The sequence below is a fragment of the Paenibacillus sp. FSL L8-0436 genome, assembly GCF_038593025.1.
In the GTDB taxonomy this organism is placed as follows: Bacteria; Bacillota; Bacilli; order Paenibacillales; family Paenibacillaceae; genus Paenibacillus_AQ.
In genome coordinates, this window is the sequence record NZ_CP151955.1 from 5830348 (window position 1) to 5848748 (window position 18401).

At 51.1% G+C, this 18401-nt stretch carries 10 protein-coding genes and 1 pseudogene; 1 reads left to right on the forward strand and 10 read right to left on the reverse strand.

What is annotated here, in order from left to right; all coding sequences use genetic code 11:
* The first annotated feature begins 96 nt into the window (after positions 1–96).
* Positions 97–1218: a tRNA 2-thiouridine(34) synthase MnmA gene (gene mnmA / locus NSS79_RS26990; RefSeq protein ID WP_342436874.1), complete on the forward strand. Its 1122-nt coding sequence runs from the start codon at positions 97–99 to the stop codon at positions 1216–1218.
* Positions 1219–1385: 167 nt separating this feature from the next.
* Here the strand turns inward: mnmA and NSS79_RS26995 are convergent, their stop codons facing one another.
* From NSS79_RS26995 to NSS79_RS27040, 10 genes and pseudogenes are all read right to left on the reverse strand, one after another.
* Positions 1386–3227, reverse strand: a complete 1842-nt coding sequence (locus tag NSS79_RS26995) for an oligopeptide ABC transporter substrate-binding protein (RefSeq protein WP_342436875.1) — start codon at positions 3225–3227, stop codon at positions 1386–1388.
* A 20-nt stretch (positions 3228–3247) separates the two neighbouring features.
* On the reverse strand, positions 3248–4153 hold the full coding sequence (locus NSS79_RS27000) for an ABC transporter permease (protein ID WP_076109146.1): 906 nt from the start codon (positions 4151–4153) through the stop codon (positions 3248–3250).
* A 27-nt stretch (positions 4154–4180) separates the two neighbouring features.
* A complete protein-coding gene (gene opp4B / locus NSS79_RS27005; protein WP_342436876.1) occupies positions 4181–5143 on the reverse strand; it encodes an oligopeptide ABC transporter permease in 963 nt (320 codons plus the stop codon).
* Between the two features lie 5 nt (positions 5144–5148).
* Positions 5149–6084, reverse strand: a complete 936-nt coding sequence (locus NSS79_RS27010) for an ATP-binding cassette domain-containing protein (RefSeq protein ID WP_342436877.1) — start codon at positions 6082–6084, stop codon at positions 5149–5151.
* Positions 6071–7087 carry an ABC transporter ATP-binding protein gene (locus tag NSS79_RS27015; RefSeq protein WP_342436878.1) on the reverse strand — a complete coding sequence of 339 codons (1017 nt, stop codon included), beginning with the start codon at positions 7085–7087 and terminating at the stop codon, positions 6071–6073. The genes NSS79_RS27010 and NSS79_RS27015 overlap by 14 nt, the downstream gene beginning before the upstream one ends.
* A gap of 345 nt (positions 7088–7432) precedes the next feature.
* Positions 7433–10417 (reverse strand): glycoside hydrolase family 48 protein, encoded by a 2985-nt coding sequence (locus tag NSS79_RS27020; RefSeq protein ID WP_342440447.1) that lies wholly within the window; start codon positions 10415–10417, stop codon positions 7433–7435.
* Positions 10418–10448: 31 nt separating this feature from the next.
* Positions 10449–13134, reverse strand: a pseudogene (locus NSS79_RS27025) (glycoside hydrolase family 9 protein).
* A 414-nt stretch (positions 13135–13548) separates the two neighbouring features.
* Positions 13549–14853 (reverse strand): replication-associated recombination protein A, encoded by a 1305-nt coding sequence (locus NSS79_RS27030; protein ID WP_342436879.1) that lies wholly within the window; start codon positions 14851–14853, stop codon positions 13549–13551.
* A gap of 147 nt (positions 14854–15000) precedes the next feature.
* A complete protein-coding gene (locus tag NSS79_RS27035) occupies positions 15001–15282 on the reverse strand; it encodes a CD3324 family protein (RefSeq protein ID WP_038595570.1) in 282 nt (93 codons plus the stop codon).
* A gap of 863 nt (positions 15283–16145) precedes the next feature.
* Positions 16146–18341, reverse strand: coding sequence for a UvrD-helicase domain-containing protein (locus tag NSS79_RS27040; RefSeq protein ID WP_342436880.1), 2196 nt, complete (start codon positions 18339–18341; stop codon positions 16146–16148).
* Positions 18342–18401: the final 60 nt, after the last annotated feature.

An 18401-nucleotide genomic window follows, 5' to 3' on the forward strand; every position in this document is an offset into this window, starting at 1 on the left:
CGGGCAGTTTGGGCTAGACAGGTGTGTTATAATACAAAATGAGCCGGGTGTTTGTATCAATAACCGGTATTTTTTGCATAGAAAATGGTGATTACGATGACAAAGGCAAACCAGGACACACGTGTCGTCGTCGGCATGTCCGGAGGGGTTGATTCCTCCGTTACGGCACTTCTGCTGAAGCAGCAGGGCTATGACGTCATCGGTATCTTCATGAAGAACTGGGACGACACCGATGAGTTTGGCGTATGCACGGCCGAGACTGATGCAGAGGATGTCCGCCGCGTGTGTGAGCAGATCGATATTCCTTACTATACCGTTAACTTCGAGAAGGAATACTTTGATAAAGTCTTTTCCTATTTCCTCGATGAATATAAGGCCGGACGCACACCAAATCCGGATGTGATGTGCAACCGCGAGATCAAATTCGGAGAATTTCTGAATAAGGCACTACAACTGGGCGCCGATTACGTGGCTACCGGGCATTATGCACGGGTCATTCAGGAAGACGGCAAGTTCAAGCTGCTGCGCGGCGTGGACAGCAATAAAGACCAGACCTACTTCCTGAACGCGCTGAGCCAGTACCAGCTTTCCAAAGCGATGTTCCCGATCGGACATCTGCCAAAACCTGAAGTACGGAGAATCGCCGAGGAAGCCGGATTGTACACAGCCAAGAAAAAAGACAGCACCGGCGTCTGCTTCATCGGTGAGCGTAACTTCCGTGAATTCCTAAGCCAGTATCTGCCTGCCCAGTCCGGAGACATGGTCGATATCGCCACAGGCGAGGTGAAGGGCCGCCACGAGGGCCTGATGTATTATACACTGGGCCAGCGCCAGGGTCTGGGAATCGGCGGCTCCGGCAATGGTGAGCCGTGGTTTGTGGCTGAGAAGGATCTGGACCGCAACATCCTGTATGTAGTCCAAGGGGACAAGCACCACAGCCTCTACTCCACCAGTCTGATCGCCTCCGGGGTCAACTGGATAGACGGCCTTACCCTTACGGATGTACCGCTGAAGTGCACCGCCAAGTTCCGCTACCGCCAGCCTGATCAGGGCGTAACACTGACAGCAAAGGAAGACGGTACCGTGCATGTTGCCTTCGATGTGCCGCAAAAGGCGATCACGCCTGGCCAAGCTGTTGTCTTCTACCTGGACGAGGAATGCCTTGGCGGAGGTACGATTGAAGCTGCAGAGAAGGTAATACCGCAGCCGCAGCAATAAGAACCGAATGAACGCACCTAGAAACGGCTGCTGACCCCACCAAGGTCGGCAGCCGTTTCTAGGTGGCTAAAGCGATAGCGTTTAACCCTATGTGTATACAAAAACCTCCTTGCGGCTGCAAAAGCCGCAAGGAGGTTTTGAATTACAGGTTGCTAAATCCCGGAAAATTACTGTGCAGCAATCCCCTTGTCGGCGGACAATGCAATCTCATTTCGGTAAATACCCGTTCCATCGCCAATAGCGTAATTCAGAACGCGGTTATTTACTGGAACGAGTTCTGCACGATAGAGGGTTGGGAATACAGGGATCTCGTCAACCATCAGCTGCTGCCACTCTTTGTAGATTTCTTTGCGCTTCGCTACATCAAATGCTGCTTCCGATACGCCTTCTTTCATCAGGCGGTCGCTTTCTTCACTTGCGTAACGCGGGAAGTTGTAGATAGCGTCGCGGCCATACAGTCCTTGTGGATCCACGTCGATACCGACTGTCCAAGCGCCTTGGTATACATCAACAGAAGGATCATCTTCACCATTGGAACCTACGCGGTCATAGAAGGTGTTGAACTCCACCATTTCCAGCGTTACATTCAGACCGATGGCTTTCCACGACTGCACATAATATTGGGCCAGCGGCTCAGCGATATCCGAACCTGTCATGGAGATGAAATTGATCGTCAGCGGTGTGCCGTCCGGATTGGTACGGAATTCTCCGTTAAGTTTATAGCCTGCATCATCCAGTGTTTTCTTTGCTGCTTCCTGATCAAACGTTACCCCAGGATTGCTGTCATCGTGGAATTCGGGATGGGACGGCGGAATCAGCGTAGTCGCGTTCCAGCGCAGACCATGATAGAATTTCTTGCCTACAGCATCATTATCAACCGCCTGCCACATCGCCTTACGCAGAGCTACATTGCCCATCTTCGCCTTTGGATCTGGAGCAACCACTTTTTTGGTTGCGTCCCATTTGCCAAGCTTGAAGCCAATGTAAGTATAAGCACGGTCAATGGCTCCAAGGTATTCAACGTTGGACAATTTAGAGTTATCAGGGAACTGGTCAATCGGGAAGCTGTCAACCAAATCGATATTTCCGGCTTTCAGCTCCTGCACCACCGTAGTCGGTGGAATTACTTTCAGGACAACTTTATCCAGCTTCGGAGCGCCGCGCCAGTAGTCGTCATTCTTGACAAATACTACGGATTCACCAGGTACAATACTTTCCACTTTAAATGGACCGAAACCAATTGGTTTTTGACGGACCTCAGGGGAAGCGGAAATTTTGGCTACATCCATATTTCCGAAAATATGTTTAGCCAGCGGATAAATCCAGATACTGCCTGTCAGCAGGGATGGAGTGGATTTTACATAAGTGATTTCCAGTTTTTTCTCACTAAGTACTTTGATTCCGGAAATGGTCTTTGCTTTGCCGGCATGGTAGTCTTCCATACCTACAATATTAGTGAAATCAGAACCGTAACGAGGGCCGTCATAGGCCGGATTACCGATAACTTCATGGGCAAACAGCCAATCTTCAGCTGTCACAGGCTTGCCGTCATGCCAGTTTACATTATCGTGGATGGTAAAAGTGAAGGTACGTCCATCTTCAGAGACTTCATAGGTAGCCGCCCCGTCATTAGTATACACATAGTTCTTATCCCAGGTCAGCAAGCCTTCGTCAAACCAGTCCAGCACCCGAGAATCCGGAACACCGGAGGAGAAATTGTTGTTCAAAGTTCCTTCAAAGGGAGTATCGGATACAAGGCCAAAGTTGAGTGTGCCGCCTTCAATGGCTTCACCCTGGTTCGTCTTAACATTGCTGAAATCTGCGATGTTGTACAACCCGTCTTCTGCTGCCGGTGCTGCAGTTGGAGCAGCAGTAGCAGCTGCATCTGTCTTGGCTGTTGCCGAAGGCTCAGCCGCTTCATTGTTGCCTGAGCCGCAGGCCGTAACCGCAAGCGTCAGGACAAGCATCAATGTGAAGAGCATGGTCTTGCCAGAGTTTCTTTTTCTCATTCTTGTTTCTTCCTCCCTTATTATCCTTTTCTTTGTCTTGCATCCGTCGCACGCTTAAGCGCCTGACCGACATTATTTATACTCAACATCAATACCAGGATCAGCAGTGATGCGGGTAACCATATCCACCATCTCGATTGCAGCGTCTGCGGATTCCGGGCATAGCTGACCAGCGTCCCCAAACTAGGCGTGCTTTCAGGAAAACCGAAGCCGAGAAACGAGAGTCCCGACTCCAGGCCGATGTTGGCGGCCAAATTCAGCGTCATCGTAACGATAATGATGGAGCTTAAGTTCGGCAGTACCTGGTTGAACATAATCTTTAGATGGGAGGAGCCCAGCGTTCTGGAGGCCTGGACATATTCCAGTTCCCTCTCCTGCAGTGTCTTCGAGCGTATTAGCCTCGCGATGCCCATCCATAGAAATGCCGTCATAATCAGTGAAAAGGACAAGGTATTATATTTGGGAACCGCCGTAACAAACGCGATGACAATCATCAGCATCGGCAGGATCATAAAGAAATCCACGAAACGCATAAAGATATTATCAACGAATCCACCGAAATAGCCGGAGATCAGACCTACCAGAATACCGATAACCCCCGTCATCAGAGTGACCATAATACCGATACTGAGCGAGTTGCGCGTACCGATAATGAGCTGGCCGAACACATCGCGTCCGCCGTAATCAGTGCCCAGCCAGAATTTAGCCGAAGGCTTCTCATATAAGGCGAACAGATCAACGGTTACAATCTGCTTTTGATCCAGAAACAGGGCGATGCCAAATACTCCGCATACAACTACACCTAGAAAAATCAGGGAGACCAAAGCCAGTTTATCTCTGAAAATTTCCTTCCAGAGGATTCTCCATCCGGATGGGCTCTTCTCCATATCCTGCGGGAGCGACAGCTCAGCGCTTGATTTTGCCATTACATTCACCTCAACAAGTTCTGATCATTATTTAATCCGGATACGGGGATCAACAATGCCTAATATGATGTCCGAGAGCAGGGATCCGATGATTTGAGCAATCCCATACAGCAGCACAAGTGCCGTTACAACGGTGAAATCGCGGATCACGATGGAGCTCAGGAACAGCTGGCCCATGCCGGGATAGCTGAAAATACTCTCTACAAAGATGGTGCCGCCAATTAATCCTGTAAGCTCATACCCGAAAAAAGCGGCTATCGGCAGGAGAGAGTTGCGTAAGATGTGGCGGTTGTACACCCGTGATTCCGAGGCGCCTTTTGCTCTTGCCGTAAGGATAAAATCCTTCTGCTTCGTATCAATGATTTCGTTCCGCAGATATTGGACCGTCCCGACGGTAGTAATCAGCGCGATGGATATGGCCGGAAGCAGTAAATGATATAACTTGCTCAGAATGTAACTCATCGTCCCGGGGACCTCGCCCGGTGATACGCTTCCTCCGGTAGGGAACCAATGAAAGTAGAAACCAAACATCCAGAGCATAACCAGGGCTACGATAAACAAGGGGGCCGCAAAACCGACATAGGTATATCCTGTAATCAACCGGTCGCCCCAGGTGTCATTGAAACGTCCGCTAATGATGCCGAGCGGTATTGCAATTAAATAGGTAATGACCAGGGTCGTCACAGATAACCACACCGTGTTCATCAGCCGCTGGCCAATCAGCTCAGTTACCGGCATCTTAAAGCGGAAGGACTGGCCCATGTCTCCCTGCAGGGCATTAGTGATCCAATCCCAATACTGGATGTACCACGGATCATTCAGGCCGAGCCGTTCCCGCATCGCTTCAATGGTTGCCGGATCAATGTTCGGATCGAGCAAACCGGTGAGCGCATCTCCGGGCATGGCTTTGGCCATAAGAAATACCAGAATGCTGAGCAGAAATACTTGAGGGATCATAATCAATATTCTTCGTGCAATAATCTTCCACATACGTCTCAACCTTTCTCGGGCATGGCCACCAAATGGGTATCGGAAATGGGTTGTAAAGGATAAGCTAAACCGTCATTGTCAAAATAATTCCGGTAGGCTCCCTCGTACTCCTCACTTACGGACTTGCGGAACCGGGTCCGTTCGTCACGCTGCAATGGGTCAATGTCCGGGATTGCGGCAATCAGACGTTTCGTATAAATATGTCGCGGATTGTCAAAAATATCCTTAGGCGTCCCCTGCTCAACATGACGTCCCTTGTACATAATGCCGATATGATCGCACATATGTCTGATGATTCCGAGATCATGACTGATAAATAGGTAGGTTAAATTCAATTCCTTTTGGATGTCCCGTAAAAAGTTAAGCACTTGTGCCTGAACCGAGACATCCAGCGCGGACACCGGCTCGTCGGCGATGATCAGCTTGGGCTTCAGCGCAATCGCCCTGGCGATTCCGATCCGCTGACGCTGTCCGCCGGAAAATTCATGCGGATATTTATAAATGTTGTCCGGACTCAGGCCGACCTGCTCCAGCAGCTCCTGAACCCTCCGTTTCTCTTCCTGGGGGGACTGTTTGTCGAAATTGCGCAGCGGCTCGGCAATGATGTCGAACACACGCTTCTTGGGATTGAGCGATGAATAGGGATCCTGAAAGATCATTTGAACGTCGCGGCGGACATTGTTCAGCTTGCGTGAGTTCTTCAGGGCTAAATCTGCGCCTTCAAAAAGAATGCTGCCGCCCGTAATCTCGTTCAGCCCGATAATCGCTCTTCCTGTCGTTGTCTTACCTGAGCCGGATTCACCGACTAATCCGTAAGTCTGCCCGGCCTCAATGGTGAAATTGACCCGGTCGACCGCCTTTACCTCACCGACCGCTCTGCTGAATATGCCGCCTCTAATCGGGAAATGAACCTGTAAATCCTTAACTTCAAGCAGTGCCATGGCTGTCAGCCTCCTCAACGCTCTCGGGGAAATGAAAATGTCTGTAGCAGGTGCAGCGGACCAAATGACCCGGAGCAATTTCGTGCAGCTGTGGATTCTCCTCATGGGCTGATTCATCAATCCATGGGGTTCTGGCGGAGAAACGGCAGCCCGTACGCGGCAAGTTTTTGAGCGACGGGACGATTCCCTGAATCACATGCAGTCTGGACTTCGCTTCCTTGACCGTAGGTATCGAATTAAATAAAGATCTTGTATAAGGATGCTGCGGGTTGGAGGTCAGCGTATAAATATCAGCAATTTCGACAATTTGCCCGGCGTACATAACAGCCACGCGATCTGCCATTTCACTGACTACGCCCAGATCATGGGTAATGAGGATAATTCCCGCTTGCATATCATTTTTGAGCTTTTTGATCAGTTCAAGAATTTGCAGTTGAATCGTTACATCCAGTGCGGTTGTTGGTTCATCGGCGATTAGCAGCTGTGGTCCATTGGCGATTGCAATGGCAATAACCACCCGCTGCCGCATTCCGCCGGATAATTCATAAGGGTATTGCTGATATGTATGCTCGGGACGGGGAATTCCAACCTTGGTCAACAAATCGATGACCTTTGCTTTTCTTTGTTTCTTGGAGAGGCCGGAATCATGAAGGAGAAGTACCTCTTCAATCTGCCGTCCGATAATCATAAGCGGATTTAGTGCAGCTAAGGGGTCCTGGAAAATCATCGACATTTCCTTGCCGCGGACCTTATTCAGCATGCCTGGGGACATTTTGACAATATCCTGACCTTTGTAATACACATGTCCATCAATTTTTGCTTTGGTGTGCAGCCCTATTATTGAGAAAGCCAACGCACTTTTGCCTGATCCAGATTCTCCTACGATGGCGAGGATTTCGTTCTTCTTCACCGTGAGCGTCACATCATCGACCGCAGCGTAATATTCGTCTGCAATCTTGAAGGATGTCGTTAAATTCTCAATACGCAGCAAATCTTCACTCAAGTTCATCACCCCAACACTAGGATTTTTTTAGCAAGGAGCACCTATGTGATATACAGTAACCCTATCTATCAACTACGAATTACCTTTTAGGATTATATTGGAATTAATCCCTGAATGTTAGAGTTTATTCTAATTGACTTATGGTAAATTATCAATGATTTTTCCATAAAAAATTTTTGTTGTGTTAAGTAACATGACAAATACGACAAGATTCGACTCGTCTATCAGATTTTTTTGTCACATATTTTCACAGTTTCGTACATAAAATGTGATATTAATAACAAAGCCGCAAATGTCCCGAAGTATTGGGGATTTGCGGCTTTTCATTTTACCTTCTACTGCACTTTAAGGCTCTAATCCCCAGACCAGCGTTCCATTCAGGTAAAGCGGTGCACGTGCCCAGTCAGTGAACGAGGTTTTGGCCGGGTCGTAAGAATAATCGCCGATCTCGTTATAATTGCTCCAATCGGTTTTGTTGATCCGCAGCTGAATTTCACCGGTGCTGGCTCCGGGAGCAAGGGTGCCCGCACCTGCAGTGAAGGAGATCTCCACATAATAATCTGCCTCTGTCACAGAGGGAGTCAGCTTCACGAATGTTCCCTGCACATTGCCGCTGCCTATAGCGGCATAGTCCACATTGAACTGCTGCGCCTTCTCGCCGTCTACCGTGTAGTAGTAGCGCAGCTTTACATCCTTAAGTGCAACCGAAGTGTCCCCGCTGTTCACAATCCGCAGCTGCGGACGGAACTGGGCATCGCCCGGATTCGTATCATTGGTCCGATACTGCACGATCAGATCCCCCACAGGCGGCTCGGGAACCGCTGCTGGCTTGGCGCTGACCTCGGGTGAATTCGGGCTTGTTCCTACTTTGTTAGCTGCACTTACAACATAAAAGTAGGTCGTTCCATTGACTACAGAGGTATCGCTGTAAGTTGCCTGGGTAACTACTGATACATCGCTGTAAGGACCTCCGCTGACAGTGGCCCGCTTAACTGTATAATTGTCGGCAGCAGTTACATTGTTCCAGCTAAGCTGTACAACACTGTCGCCGGCAACAACAGCCGGTTTGGAGGGCGCTTTCGGGGCAACGGGCTCGACCGGACCGCTGCTGTTGTTGATTAACCTGTCATATTCGGCATAGGCCGTGGCCATATCCACTTGGGACCAGAAGCGGTGATACGTAAATTCAGGTGCTCCATTCTCCCATTGCTTAGTGGCCGTATTATATGACGAATTATATTTGTTAAGCAGGTACTGCCAATCGGGATCATTCACAATATCCGGCCGGATGTCAGTATAGCTGGCGTAGACACCGTTTCCGCCTTTGACAGGATCGGAAGGTACTGTCGCTGTTCCCGGAATCGTATTGCCTTGTCCAAAGGTACCCGTCCAGCCGCTTGGGAAATAGACCTCCTTGGTGAAGTAACGGGCATAATCGCCACGGCTCTCCTTAGTTGCTATACCGACACCATCATTATATCCCCAAGCTGTATCCAGCAAGGATTTAGCCAGCTGCTGAGCCTTCCCGCCAAGCGCGGTATAACTGCCGTTTTCTGCCTCAGTACCTGCGGCAAAGAAGGTGAGCGCTTTAATATAGCTGCCGAGTACACCGGTATCCTGGCTCGGGCTCTTGGTGACTGACTTTAAATTGCTGTTGCCGTCACTGCTTGCAAAACCGGTCCAGGTATCCGGTTTCCCCTGCCATTCCACATTGCCCGGAATCCAGAATTCTCCCGGAGCAGCAACTGTAGCCACTTGGGGATTATCACCGCCGAGAATGCGGTTGCCCTGGCTGTCCAGATAATAGCCCTCTGCATCCGTAACCGGCCGGCTGCCTGCAAAGGCATAGTCCGTGGACCATTCCACCCAGTTCTCCACCACCTGCTTGGCCATCTGGAAGTTCTCGGAGGTTGTGTCGCCGCTTGCAGCCAGAATATAATACAGCTCGGCCACACGTTCAACACTCCAGGCCTGCATTCCGAACCAGTTGTTGGACGGCGGATCATGGTAGACTGGTGCGTCATCATATGCCATGCCGTAGAAGGTGCTTGTGCCGGCAGGATAAGCCTTATAAGCACCGTCGTAACTATTCGTTGCTCCGCCGGCAATCGCGCCTTCGGCAGATTGCAGCCAGGTGTAGAACTCCAGCTGGCGCTTCAGCGAATTGCTCCAGTCCTGCCCTGCTGTTGCTGATGCCGGAACCAGACCGCCGTCCGGATTAGAAAGCGCATAGGCTGCCACGACATTCTGGTAACCCTGATGCGCATGGCTGGCACCGATTCTCCAGGCCCAATTGCCGGTTGAACCAAGCCCGCCGCCCCAAGCGGTATACCAGGCAAGCAGGTATTGGTTGGAATCCTTACCGGTTCCCGCTTCCGGTGTGCCGTCAGCTGCGCTGCCGACCTTTTGGAAATACTTGTCGTACATGCCGTAACGGAGATAATCCCCCATTTTCTTGGCCTTGTTCAGATAAACTGAATTATTATAGCCAAGCTCCCGGGCCCAGTACATAGCCTGAACTGCACGTGCATCTGCGTCGGTAGCATTGGTATAACGCCATTGTGCTGCAGGCGCATTGCTTTCTTTGGTGAACAGGCTCATAAAGCCCTCACCTGTCTTGCCGAATGATTTGTCGTCCTGGGACGGATGCGGGACAGCTTCCCACACCGATTCCTGTTCGCCCCTCTGGAATGTATTTACATAAGCGGCTGTATGTGTAGGATTCAGCAAGTTGCCGAAGCCGTACCAGTTGTCCACATCCACCAGCCAATGCATAAGATAGGTCTGGTTGTTGCCATAGCTTGCTTTCAGTTCGGAATCAAGCGGGTCTTTGCCTGCCGTGTACTTTCCGCTAAGCTGGCTTGGATACTGATCCGGCTGCGCATACTCGGAAGCGTAGGTAGCCGGGCTGTTCGCATTGTAATAACTCATCGTCGGCTGCTCCTGCTTGCCGTCGCCTTCATTAACAGGGATAATGTATTTCTCCATGTTGTCCCAAGCCGTTTCCAGCTTGCTCCAATCGCCAGTATGATGGCCATACAGCACCTCGAGCCACATCCAGTAGCTGTAAGCTTCCGAGGTGGTCATATGCCCGTAATCGGGCGCTTCGCTCATCAATGTCTCTACCGCATGGTAGGGAATGCCTTCAGCTGAGAAATAGCCGTTCGCCGGATCCTTTAGCTGAGCATATAATTGCAGAAATCGGGTCTCCTCCGCCGAAGCGGCCTTTGCAGTTCCGGGGCTACCAGTAAACAAACCGGTTATGAGTGAGAGAAACAGAATCGAGGCCATTATAGCGGAAATAAGCTTCTTGTTTAAGCTCAATTTCATCATTTTGGCTAGCTCCCTCTCTGTAGATAAATTATGGTTCTAAACCCCATACAAGTGTTCCATCACGATACAGTGTCACCTTTTCCCATTCGGCGAAGGTAAGCTGCGTTCCACTGTAGGAATAGTCATTGCCCTCGCTGTAATTCGTCCAGTCCTCTTTGTTGGTGCGCACCTGAATTTCTCCGCTGTTCCCTCCGGGAGCAAGGCTTCCGGCACCTTCAGCAAAACTGATCTCCATATAGTAGTCCGCTCCGGTTAGGGCCGGATTAAGCTTTAAAAAGGAACCGCTTACATTTCTGCTGCCGACAACGGCATAATCGCAGTGGAATTGCTGGGTTTTGTCTCCGTCCACGGTAAAATAGTAGCGGAGCTTAAGACCACTCAGCGGTACCGCGGCAGTTCCCGTGTTCACAATCCGGAATTGCGGGCGCATCTGTCCGTCCCCGGGATTGTTGTCATTAGTACGGTATTCCACCCTTAAATCACCTTTTGCCGGAGTAGGTGTTTCACGCGGCTGGGCACTAACCTGCAGAGATGGCGTACTCTCGCCAACACTGTTCGAGGCGGTGATTACATAATAATAGGTAGTACCGTTAACCAGCCCGTTGTCGGAGTACACGGCCCCTGTTGTGCTTGCAACTACAGTGTAAGGCCCGCCACTCGTTACAGCCCGTTTAACTGTAAAGTCCGTTGCCCCGCTGACTGTGTTCCAGGACAGTTTTACGCTGGCGTTCTCCGCAACAGCCGCTACACCGGAAGGCCGTCCGGGCACCTCCGGTTCACCCGGATGTCCGCCTCCGGGAGGCAGTTCACCGAACACAAGCACCCCGGCGTCGTATACCGGTATATACGCCGTTTTTACCGGAAGCGCTCCTCCCGTTGCCACGCCTTTGAAGGAATAGTCATTTGTATTGTCCCAGAAGACCGTGTTGAGCGGAGCGGCGATCCGGAACTGGACTTCCTTCCGGTAAGCGGATTGACCGCCCGGATAGATCGAAGTGCCGGTAAAATCAACCTTGGTGTAATAAATATGATGTTCTTCATCATAAGGCTGAAGTTCAGATACCGTTGCTCCCTGGTTGTAGCCACCGGCAGTGACCGTAATATCCTCCGGACCGTACCCTGCGGCAATTGCTTCGCTGAGGTCCAGATAATAATGGAAGGACATCGACTTGCTGACCCGTGCCGGCCAGCCGGAACGGTTGTTGAGCAGCGCCCGGATCTCTACAAAATTGCTGCCGCTGGCATTTACGGAAGCCTCGACGAACATTTCATCCTCAGGGGTCTCTGCCACAGGAAACTGTGGTTGCGGCTGCTGCCCTTGCCCGTGGAGCAGCATCATTTTGGCCAATGCTCCTGTAAAGGCGGAATTGTAGTCGGTTGCCACTTCATTCGAGACATAGTCGTTGATCGAATCGGTATACGTGTCCGTCTTGGATGGACCCCCGACCAGCGCTCCGTATAGAACATGACGATGCTCTACCGGAGTAGACTGACTGTCGCTCCATGAACCATGTGAGGTCCGGTGATGCGGATGCTGCGGCGAATTGTTACCATATCCGATCACATAGCTGCTGTTCCGCGGGTTGTCGCCCAGCATATACGTAATCTGCCGTTCCGCGAAAGAACGGGCCGTTTCGCCTTTGACAGGGTCGCTTACCCAGTCCGCGTAAACAAACGCCAAAAATGCCTCGTTGGCGGCATATCTCAGGGCTCCCCACTGATCCAGATGTGCCAATCCTCCAGGTGTATAGGCGACCCGGTCGCTAGTCCCGCCTACGCCAGTTGTCCAATACTGCATGTTGCGTTCCGTAGATTGAATGAACTTGGCATCCCCGGTAATCCGTGACAGCAGCAGCTGCGCACCGTAATGCTTGTCATCCCAGGATTGTGTCCACTGGTAACCCCATAATCCCGATTGGTTCGTTCCCCACAGACTGCTTGCGGCAACTGCCTTATCCAAGTACGTCTGCTCACCGGTCGCCAAATAGAGCCATACACCGCCCCAGCTCAACTCATCGGCATAACCGCTCCATGAATTGTAATACTGCTTGACGTCGGTAATACTGTCCGAATAGGCGCCGCGGTAAGTGTCCGCAAATTGATACAGCTGTTTGGCATGCAGCAGCAGCTTGTCCGCATAGACAGCATCCGAATCCCTGAAGATAATCGATGCCGAAGCCAGCGCCGCTGCGGTTTCTGCCGCCAGATCAGAGCCGGGATGAGTTGCATCAATTTTGTAGGAGGGCCGCTGCATTTGCATCACTTCCGCTGCTCCCCACCAATTATGGTCAGCCGTTCCGTTCCCTACCTGTCCCCATAGCTCATTTGGAGCTGTATGGGCTTTGACAAAGGTCGGTAGCCCAACGGATATTATCCAGAATCTCCTCCAGCTGACCGGACTGCACGTAACCATCCTTGTATTCATAGACCGACCAGGCCAGCATCGTAGCTGTATAAGCCATTGGAAAACCAAATTTGACATGATCACCTGCATCATACCAGCCCCCGGATAAATCGTGGCCGACATCCGCGCCATCCAGAAGTCCGGAGTCCCCTCGCCACTCGACCCGGTTGTCTTCCGGCAGATCGCCTGAACGCTGAGCCTCATAGAAATAAATCGATTTTTGCAGTGCCTCCGCGTAGTTGTAGTCGGCAGCCGCTGCTGTGCCCACAGATGGATGAAATACAGCTCCGGAACATGTAACCGCTAACATAAAGCTCAAGGACAAAACCCAGCCCTTCCTGATCCCTTTGCCCATCTTAGCCCTTCTCCCTTCTTGTCCTTCTTGTCCTTGTGTTCAATTTCATCTCTGCACAGACTCTTCAAACCGTGGCTCCAAACTCTTATTCATTCCCAATAAAGTTTTCCACCTTCTTTCCGGGTGTCTTTAGGACGATTTGCATCCTATGTAAATATATACCATATACAGGAATGGAATTCTATATGAAAAATAGCAAAAATCTAATAATAAATAGATATTTTTGTAAAAAAATGGAGTCTATCAGAAAAACCGCGAGTCCGTTAAACAAAAAACCGCTTCTTTTACAAAAGGAATGAAATCTCCCCCTGTAAAATAAGCGGCTGATGCATAAAATGGAGAACGTTGTACAATCGAACTCCTACATGACTACTGTCCGCGCCGAAGCGACTGGTTATGGCGGATTTTCGCTTCATTGCCCTGTTCAGTAGCCTGATAAAAGACCCGGCGTGCAATAGCCTTAGGCAGATAATCCTGTTTGACATAATGTCCCGGAAAATTATGCGGATACTGGTAGCCCTCATGGCCGAGCTTCACGGCTCCTTTATAATGCGTATCGCGCAGATGCAGTGGTACTTCAGCCGATTTCAGCTCGTCGATACTGGCCATGGCATTCGAAATCGCCACGGTCACGGCATTCGATTTTGGACTTTCCACCGCAAACAGGATCGCCTGGGCAATATTCAGCTTGGCTTCCGGCCAGCCGTTATTGCGGTAGGCTTCCAGTGCGCTGACCGCCTGGACCATCGCCTGCGGATTGGCCAGACCGATATCCTCACTGCTGGCAGCAATCAGCCGGCGGATGAATGTCATCGGGTCCATCCCCAGCTTCTCCACAGCATAGAGAAACCAGAACAGCGCCGCGTCGCTGGAGCCGCGGATGCTTTTGTGAAACGCAGACAACACATCATATTGCGTCGATTCGTCCGCTTTGACAATCGGGCGGCGGATGGATTCTTCAGCCACCGCAAGCGTAATATGCACACTGCCGTCCGGTTCCGGCGCAGTGGTCATGGCAGCCAGCTCAAGCGCATTAAGCGCCCGGCGGATATCGCCGTTGGCCATCGTTGCAATATGCTGCAAAGCTTCTTCATCCACCTGCAGCTGCATGAACCCAAGCCCCCGCTTCTCATCGGTAAGCGCCCGTCTCATAGCAATCAGACTGTGCTCACTGGTCAGCGATTCCAGCTGGAACAGTGTGGAGCGGCTCAATAACGCCCCGTTCACATAGTGAAACGGGTTCTCCGTCGTCGCGCCGATAAAGGTGATGGTCCCCTTCTCTACAGCGGGAAGCAGTGCATCCTGGCGGGAGCTGTTGAAGCGGTGCACCTCATCCAGAAACAAAATAGTTTTGGAGCCGTACAATGCCTTATTGCTCTGAGCACGCTCGATCACTTCCCGCACATCCTTGACCGAGGCTTCGACCGCATTCAGGCGGACGAATTCCCCCTGTGTATGATGGGAAATAATATGGGCCAATGTTGTTTTTCCGCAGCCTGGAGGGCCGTAAAGCAGAATAGAGGAGACCTGATCTGCCTCAATGGCTCTGCGCAGCAGCTTCCCCGGGCCAACAATATGCTCCTGTCCTATATATTCATCAAGATTCGCCGGACGCATGCGGTCCGCCAGCAGGCGTCCGCTGCCGGTGTCTTCCCCGAGCGAAAATAAATCCATTCTTCCACTTCCTTGCTGTAATCTTGTAGGTCGGCACTATTAGAATACCTCCCACTATCATACCATACTGCGTATACATCCTAATATTTAAAAAGAGCATGACCTCGCCTCCTCCGGCGGTGCCATGCTCTTTGTTCAAAGTTCAGGCTAGCGGTTCAGCGCCAGCCGCATTTTTGAAATAATCTTGCGGATGCTTTCTTCGGATAAATGGTATCTCTTCTGCAGCTCGTTCACCGAGCAGCCGCTGCTGTGACTGCAGAATATCTCCTCGTTCCGGCTGGCAATCTCCTGCCTGGATCCGCTGTTCTCGCCCCATCTTACCCGTTGCTCGGTTTTCTTGGGGATGTATAGCAATTCACCCTGGATGTATCCCTGAAGCTCTTCGAGCAGGCCCGGGGGGAGCACATCCTTCCCATTTACATAACTCACTTTTTACTTCCTCCTTCAACAGGTGTGTCCCTTTGTGTCCGACGACAGCTTGTAATGAATTGATCACGTCACCTGCCTCCTTTCTTCAGCTCATATTTGGTAAATACCGTAAGTTCATTATATAAAAACCATTGGATAGCGTCTACATTCGGTTTTGATCACAGCTTTATGTGAATTATTTATTTCTATGTTTTTTAAATAAGGAGGCCTTTCGGCCTCCTCCGGTTATGCGGATTTCCGTCTTAGACGGAAACCACCTCGTATACTGAAATCATTTCAATCAGCCTCCTTCCAGAGTAATCTGCCCGGCCGGACACTTATTATTAAGCCATACCCAGGGATAGGTTACAAGTTCAAGAACAGTTATAACTGTTCTTCACCAGATGGGAACTTATTTTTTTAAGAAAAATCTAAAAAATAAGTCGATTATTGTCGAAATATAAAAGTAATTATCTATTAACTACTAGATATGGAAGTAATTAAAAGGCAGGAGGAATATAATATGACAGCTAAACGACACATCCTCAAACAAGTATTCCGCATCAAGAAACTCAGAACCGAACTAATGGCTTTTATCATTACCGCCCTTGCAGTTCCTTCGCTTGTACTAGCTGTCAACTCTTCGGAAACTTCCAAAACAGAGCTGCAGGGCAAAATGGAGGAAACTACAGAATCGAGCGTTCATCTTCTCAATAAGACACTTGAGCAATTAATACAGCTGGAGAGCAGCAATGTGAATCAGCTTGCCTATCAAATTACCACAGCTGATCTGACTGCGAACTCTCCACGCGTACGGAATCAGATCAACAAATTCAAAGCGGACCGCCCTGTTTATGACAGGCGGTCCGCTTTTTATATTTGCACTACTGCGGTTCAGGCCAGCCGGAGACTGTCTCTTCTCCAAGCAGCTGTACATAAGGCGGCAGCTGCCCGTCATGCAGCAGCCACAGTTCATGCAGCGCACGGGTACAGCCGACATACATCAGCTTCGCGTCCCAGGCCGCTTCCCCGTAATGTCCGCTGTCCGCGTCTGCCAAGATGACAGCGTCGAACTCCAGCCCCTTGGACAGATATACCGGCAGCACAGACAGCCCGCCCCGGTATTCAGTCATGCTGCCGTCAATCAGGTGAAGATCCTCAAACTGTCCGGCAAGCGCGTCGTACAGCTCAGCAGCTTCCCGCAGGCTGCGGGTTAAGACAGCCACTGTGCGGTATTCACGCCCGGAGAGTGCCCCCAGAGCCGTTCTCACGGCACTGAGGCGCTCACTCCCGGCTGCTGCCGCCGCCGGCTGACGATCGGCGTAAGAGATCAGCCGGACCGGGTTGCCGCTGCGGAAGACCGGAACGGCGAGCAGGGAGCTGCCAACACCGGAAGACAATATGCCGTTGGCAAATTCAATGATCTCCATGGTGGACCGGTAGCTGCGGGTCAGTGCATGATAGGCCGTATGTTCCGGGGCAAACAGCGTCTGCATTTCTTCCCAGGCATGTACGCCCTTGTAGGCATGTATCCCCTGGGACAAGTCGCCCAAAATGGTAAAGGAATGACCCTTCACGTACAAATCAAGCACCGAAATCTGGAAAGGCGAGAAATCCTGCGCCTCATCAATAACGATATGGTCAAAGCGGTCCCCGCCTTCATTTCCGCTGAGCAGATAATGAATATAGAGCAGCGGCGGCAGATCCTCTTCGCGCAGGATGCCTTTTTTGAGTTCCTTGACCGTTTCCTTCAGCACGCCTTGCGGAATAATCTCCGGGGCTGCAGCCGGCCAATGCTCCGGAACCTTTGCCGCCCGGAAAATCTGCTTATAGATCATAAGCGGATCATATTTTGGCCACTTGCCGCTGTAGGTCTTCTCGCGTGCCGCCGCTTTTTTCTTGCGTTCCTTCAGCGCTGCCTGCGAAGGGCTCTTCTTCAGCTCCATCTCAATCCAGCGGTGAATTCTGGCCATCACACGCTCTTTGCGTTTGGCCGGCGGATAGGGGGCGTATTCCTCGTTATGCCAGCGCAGAATCATCGAACGCCGCAGTACCGCACCTTCCCAGGGAATGAAATCCCCCTCCGGCACCGCACCGGTCTCAAGCAGCTTGATCGTGGATTCAATAATCTCCATCAGCACCGTTGAACCCTTGAAGCGGCCCGGTGTTTCTTCAGTAATCTCCGGCATGCTGCCAGCCGTTTCGAACCAGCGGTTCATTGTTTCCGCCGTATCTTGCTCCGGCAGTGTGATACCCAGCACGTCCGCAGCCCAATCCGGGAAGGTACTCTGGGCAATGTTGCCCACGCCAAGCTCCGGCAGCACATCCGAAATATAATCCAGGAACATCCGGTTCGGGGCGAAAATAATCATTTTCTCCGCGGAGACCTGTTCCTTGTATTGATACAGCAGGAATGCCAGGCGGTGCAGCGCAACCGTTGTTTTTCCACTTCCGGCCACACCTTGAATGATCAGCGCCGTATTCTTCGCGGCACGGATAATCTTGTCCTGCTCCTCCTGAATCGTCGAGACGATATCCCGGAGACGGTTGTCCTTATTCTCGCCCAGGCGGTATACGAGAAATTCATCGGATACGGCCGGGGCGTCGCTGTCGCGGTTGTAGGTATCCGCCACCCGCTCCAGGATTTGCTTGCGGATCACCACGTTGCGTTTTAAATATACCAGCCCCTCAATCAGCCCCTCCGGGGCTTCATAGGAGGCCGGTTCCGTTCCGCCTGTAAACGAATAGAACAGGCTTGCTACCGGTGCGCGCCAGTCAATGACTAGCGGACGGTCGCTTACCTGTTCTCGGTCTACGCCGATTTTGCCAATATATAGTGCCTTGCGTTCGTCCTCGTCATTGCCCTGAAAATCAAGCCGTCCGAAATAAGGCTCCTGCCTAAGCTTGGCAAGATCTTTGCGCCTCTGTTCTCTGGAATCCTCCAGCACTTGTTCCGTATACTCGCTTCCTGTGTACACCGGTATGCTGCGCAGTCTCTCCAGGACAGTGTCGATCTCTGTAAGCGCGCTGTTCAGCCTGTCTTCTTCCTCTTGATAGGCACTTTGAAAGTCGTCTTCCAATTTCAGTTACCTCCTAAAAGTAATCTTAAAGAATGATCTCGTGCAAGACTGGCTTCACTC

What these genes read in the sequence shown, in the direction of transcription:
- NSS79_RS27030 (WP_342436879.1), bottom strand. Translation starts at nt 14,853, where the DNA reads ATGGATTTATTTTCGCTCGGGGAAGACACCGGCAGCGGACGCCTGCTG.
- opp4B (WP_342436876.1), bottom strand. Translation starts at nt 5,143, where the DNA reads ATGTGGAAGATTATTGCACGAAGAATATTGATTATGATCCCTCAAGTA.
- NSS79_RS27000 (WP_076109146.1), bottom strand. Translation starts at nt 4,153, where the DNA reads ATGGCAAAATCAAGCGCTGAGCTGTCGCTCCCGCAGGATATGGAGAAG.
- NSS79_RS27020 (WP_342440447.1), bottom strand. Translation starts at nt 10,417, where the DNA reads ATGAAATTGAGCTTAAACAAGAAGCTTATTTCCGCTATAATGGCCTCG.
- NSS79_RS26995 (WP_342436875.1), bottom strand. Translation starts at nt 3,227, where the DNA reads ATGAGAAAAAGAAACTCTGGCAAGACCATGCTCTTCACATTGATGCTT.
- NSS79_RS27010 (WP_342436877.1), bottom strand. Translation starts at nt 6,084, where the DNA reads ATGGCACTGCTTGAAGTTAAGGATTTACAGGTTCATTTCCCGATTAGA.
- mnmA (WP_342436874.1), top strand. Translation starts at nt 97, where the DNA reads ATGACAAAGGCAAACCAGGACACACGTGTCGTCGTCGGCATGTCCGGA.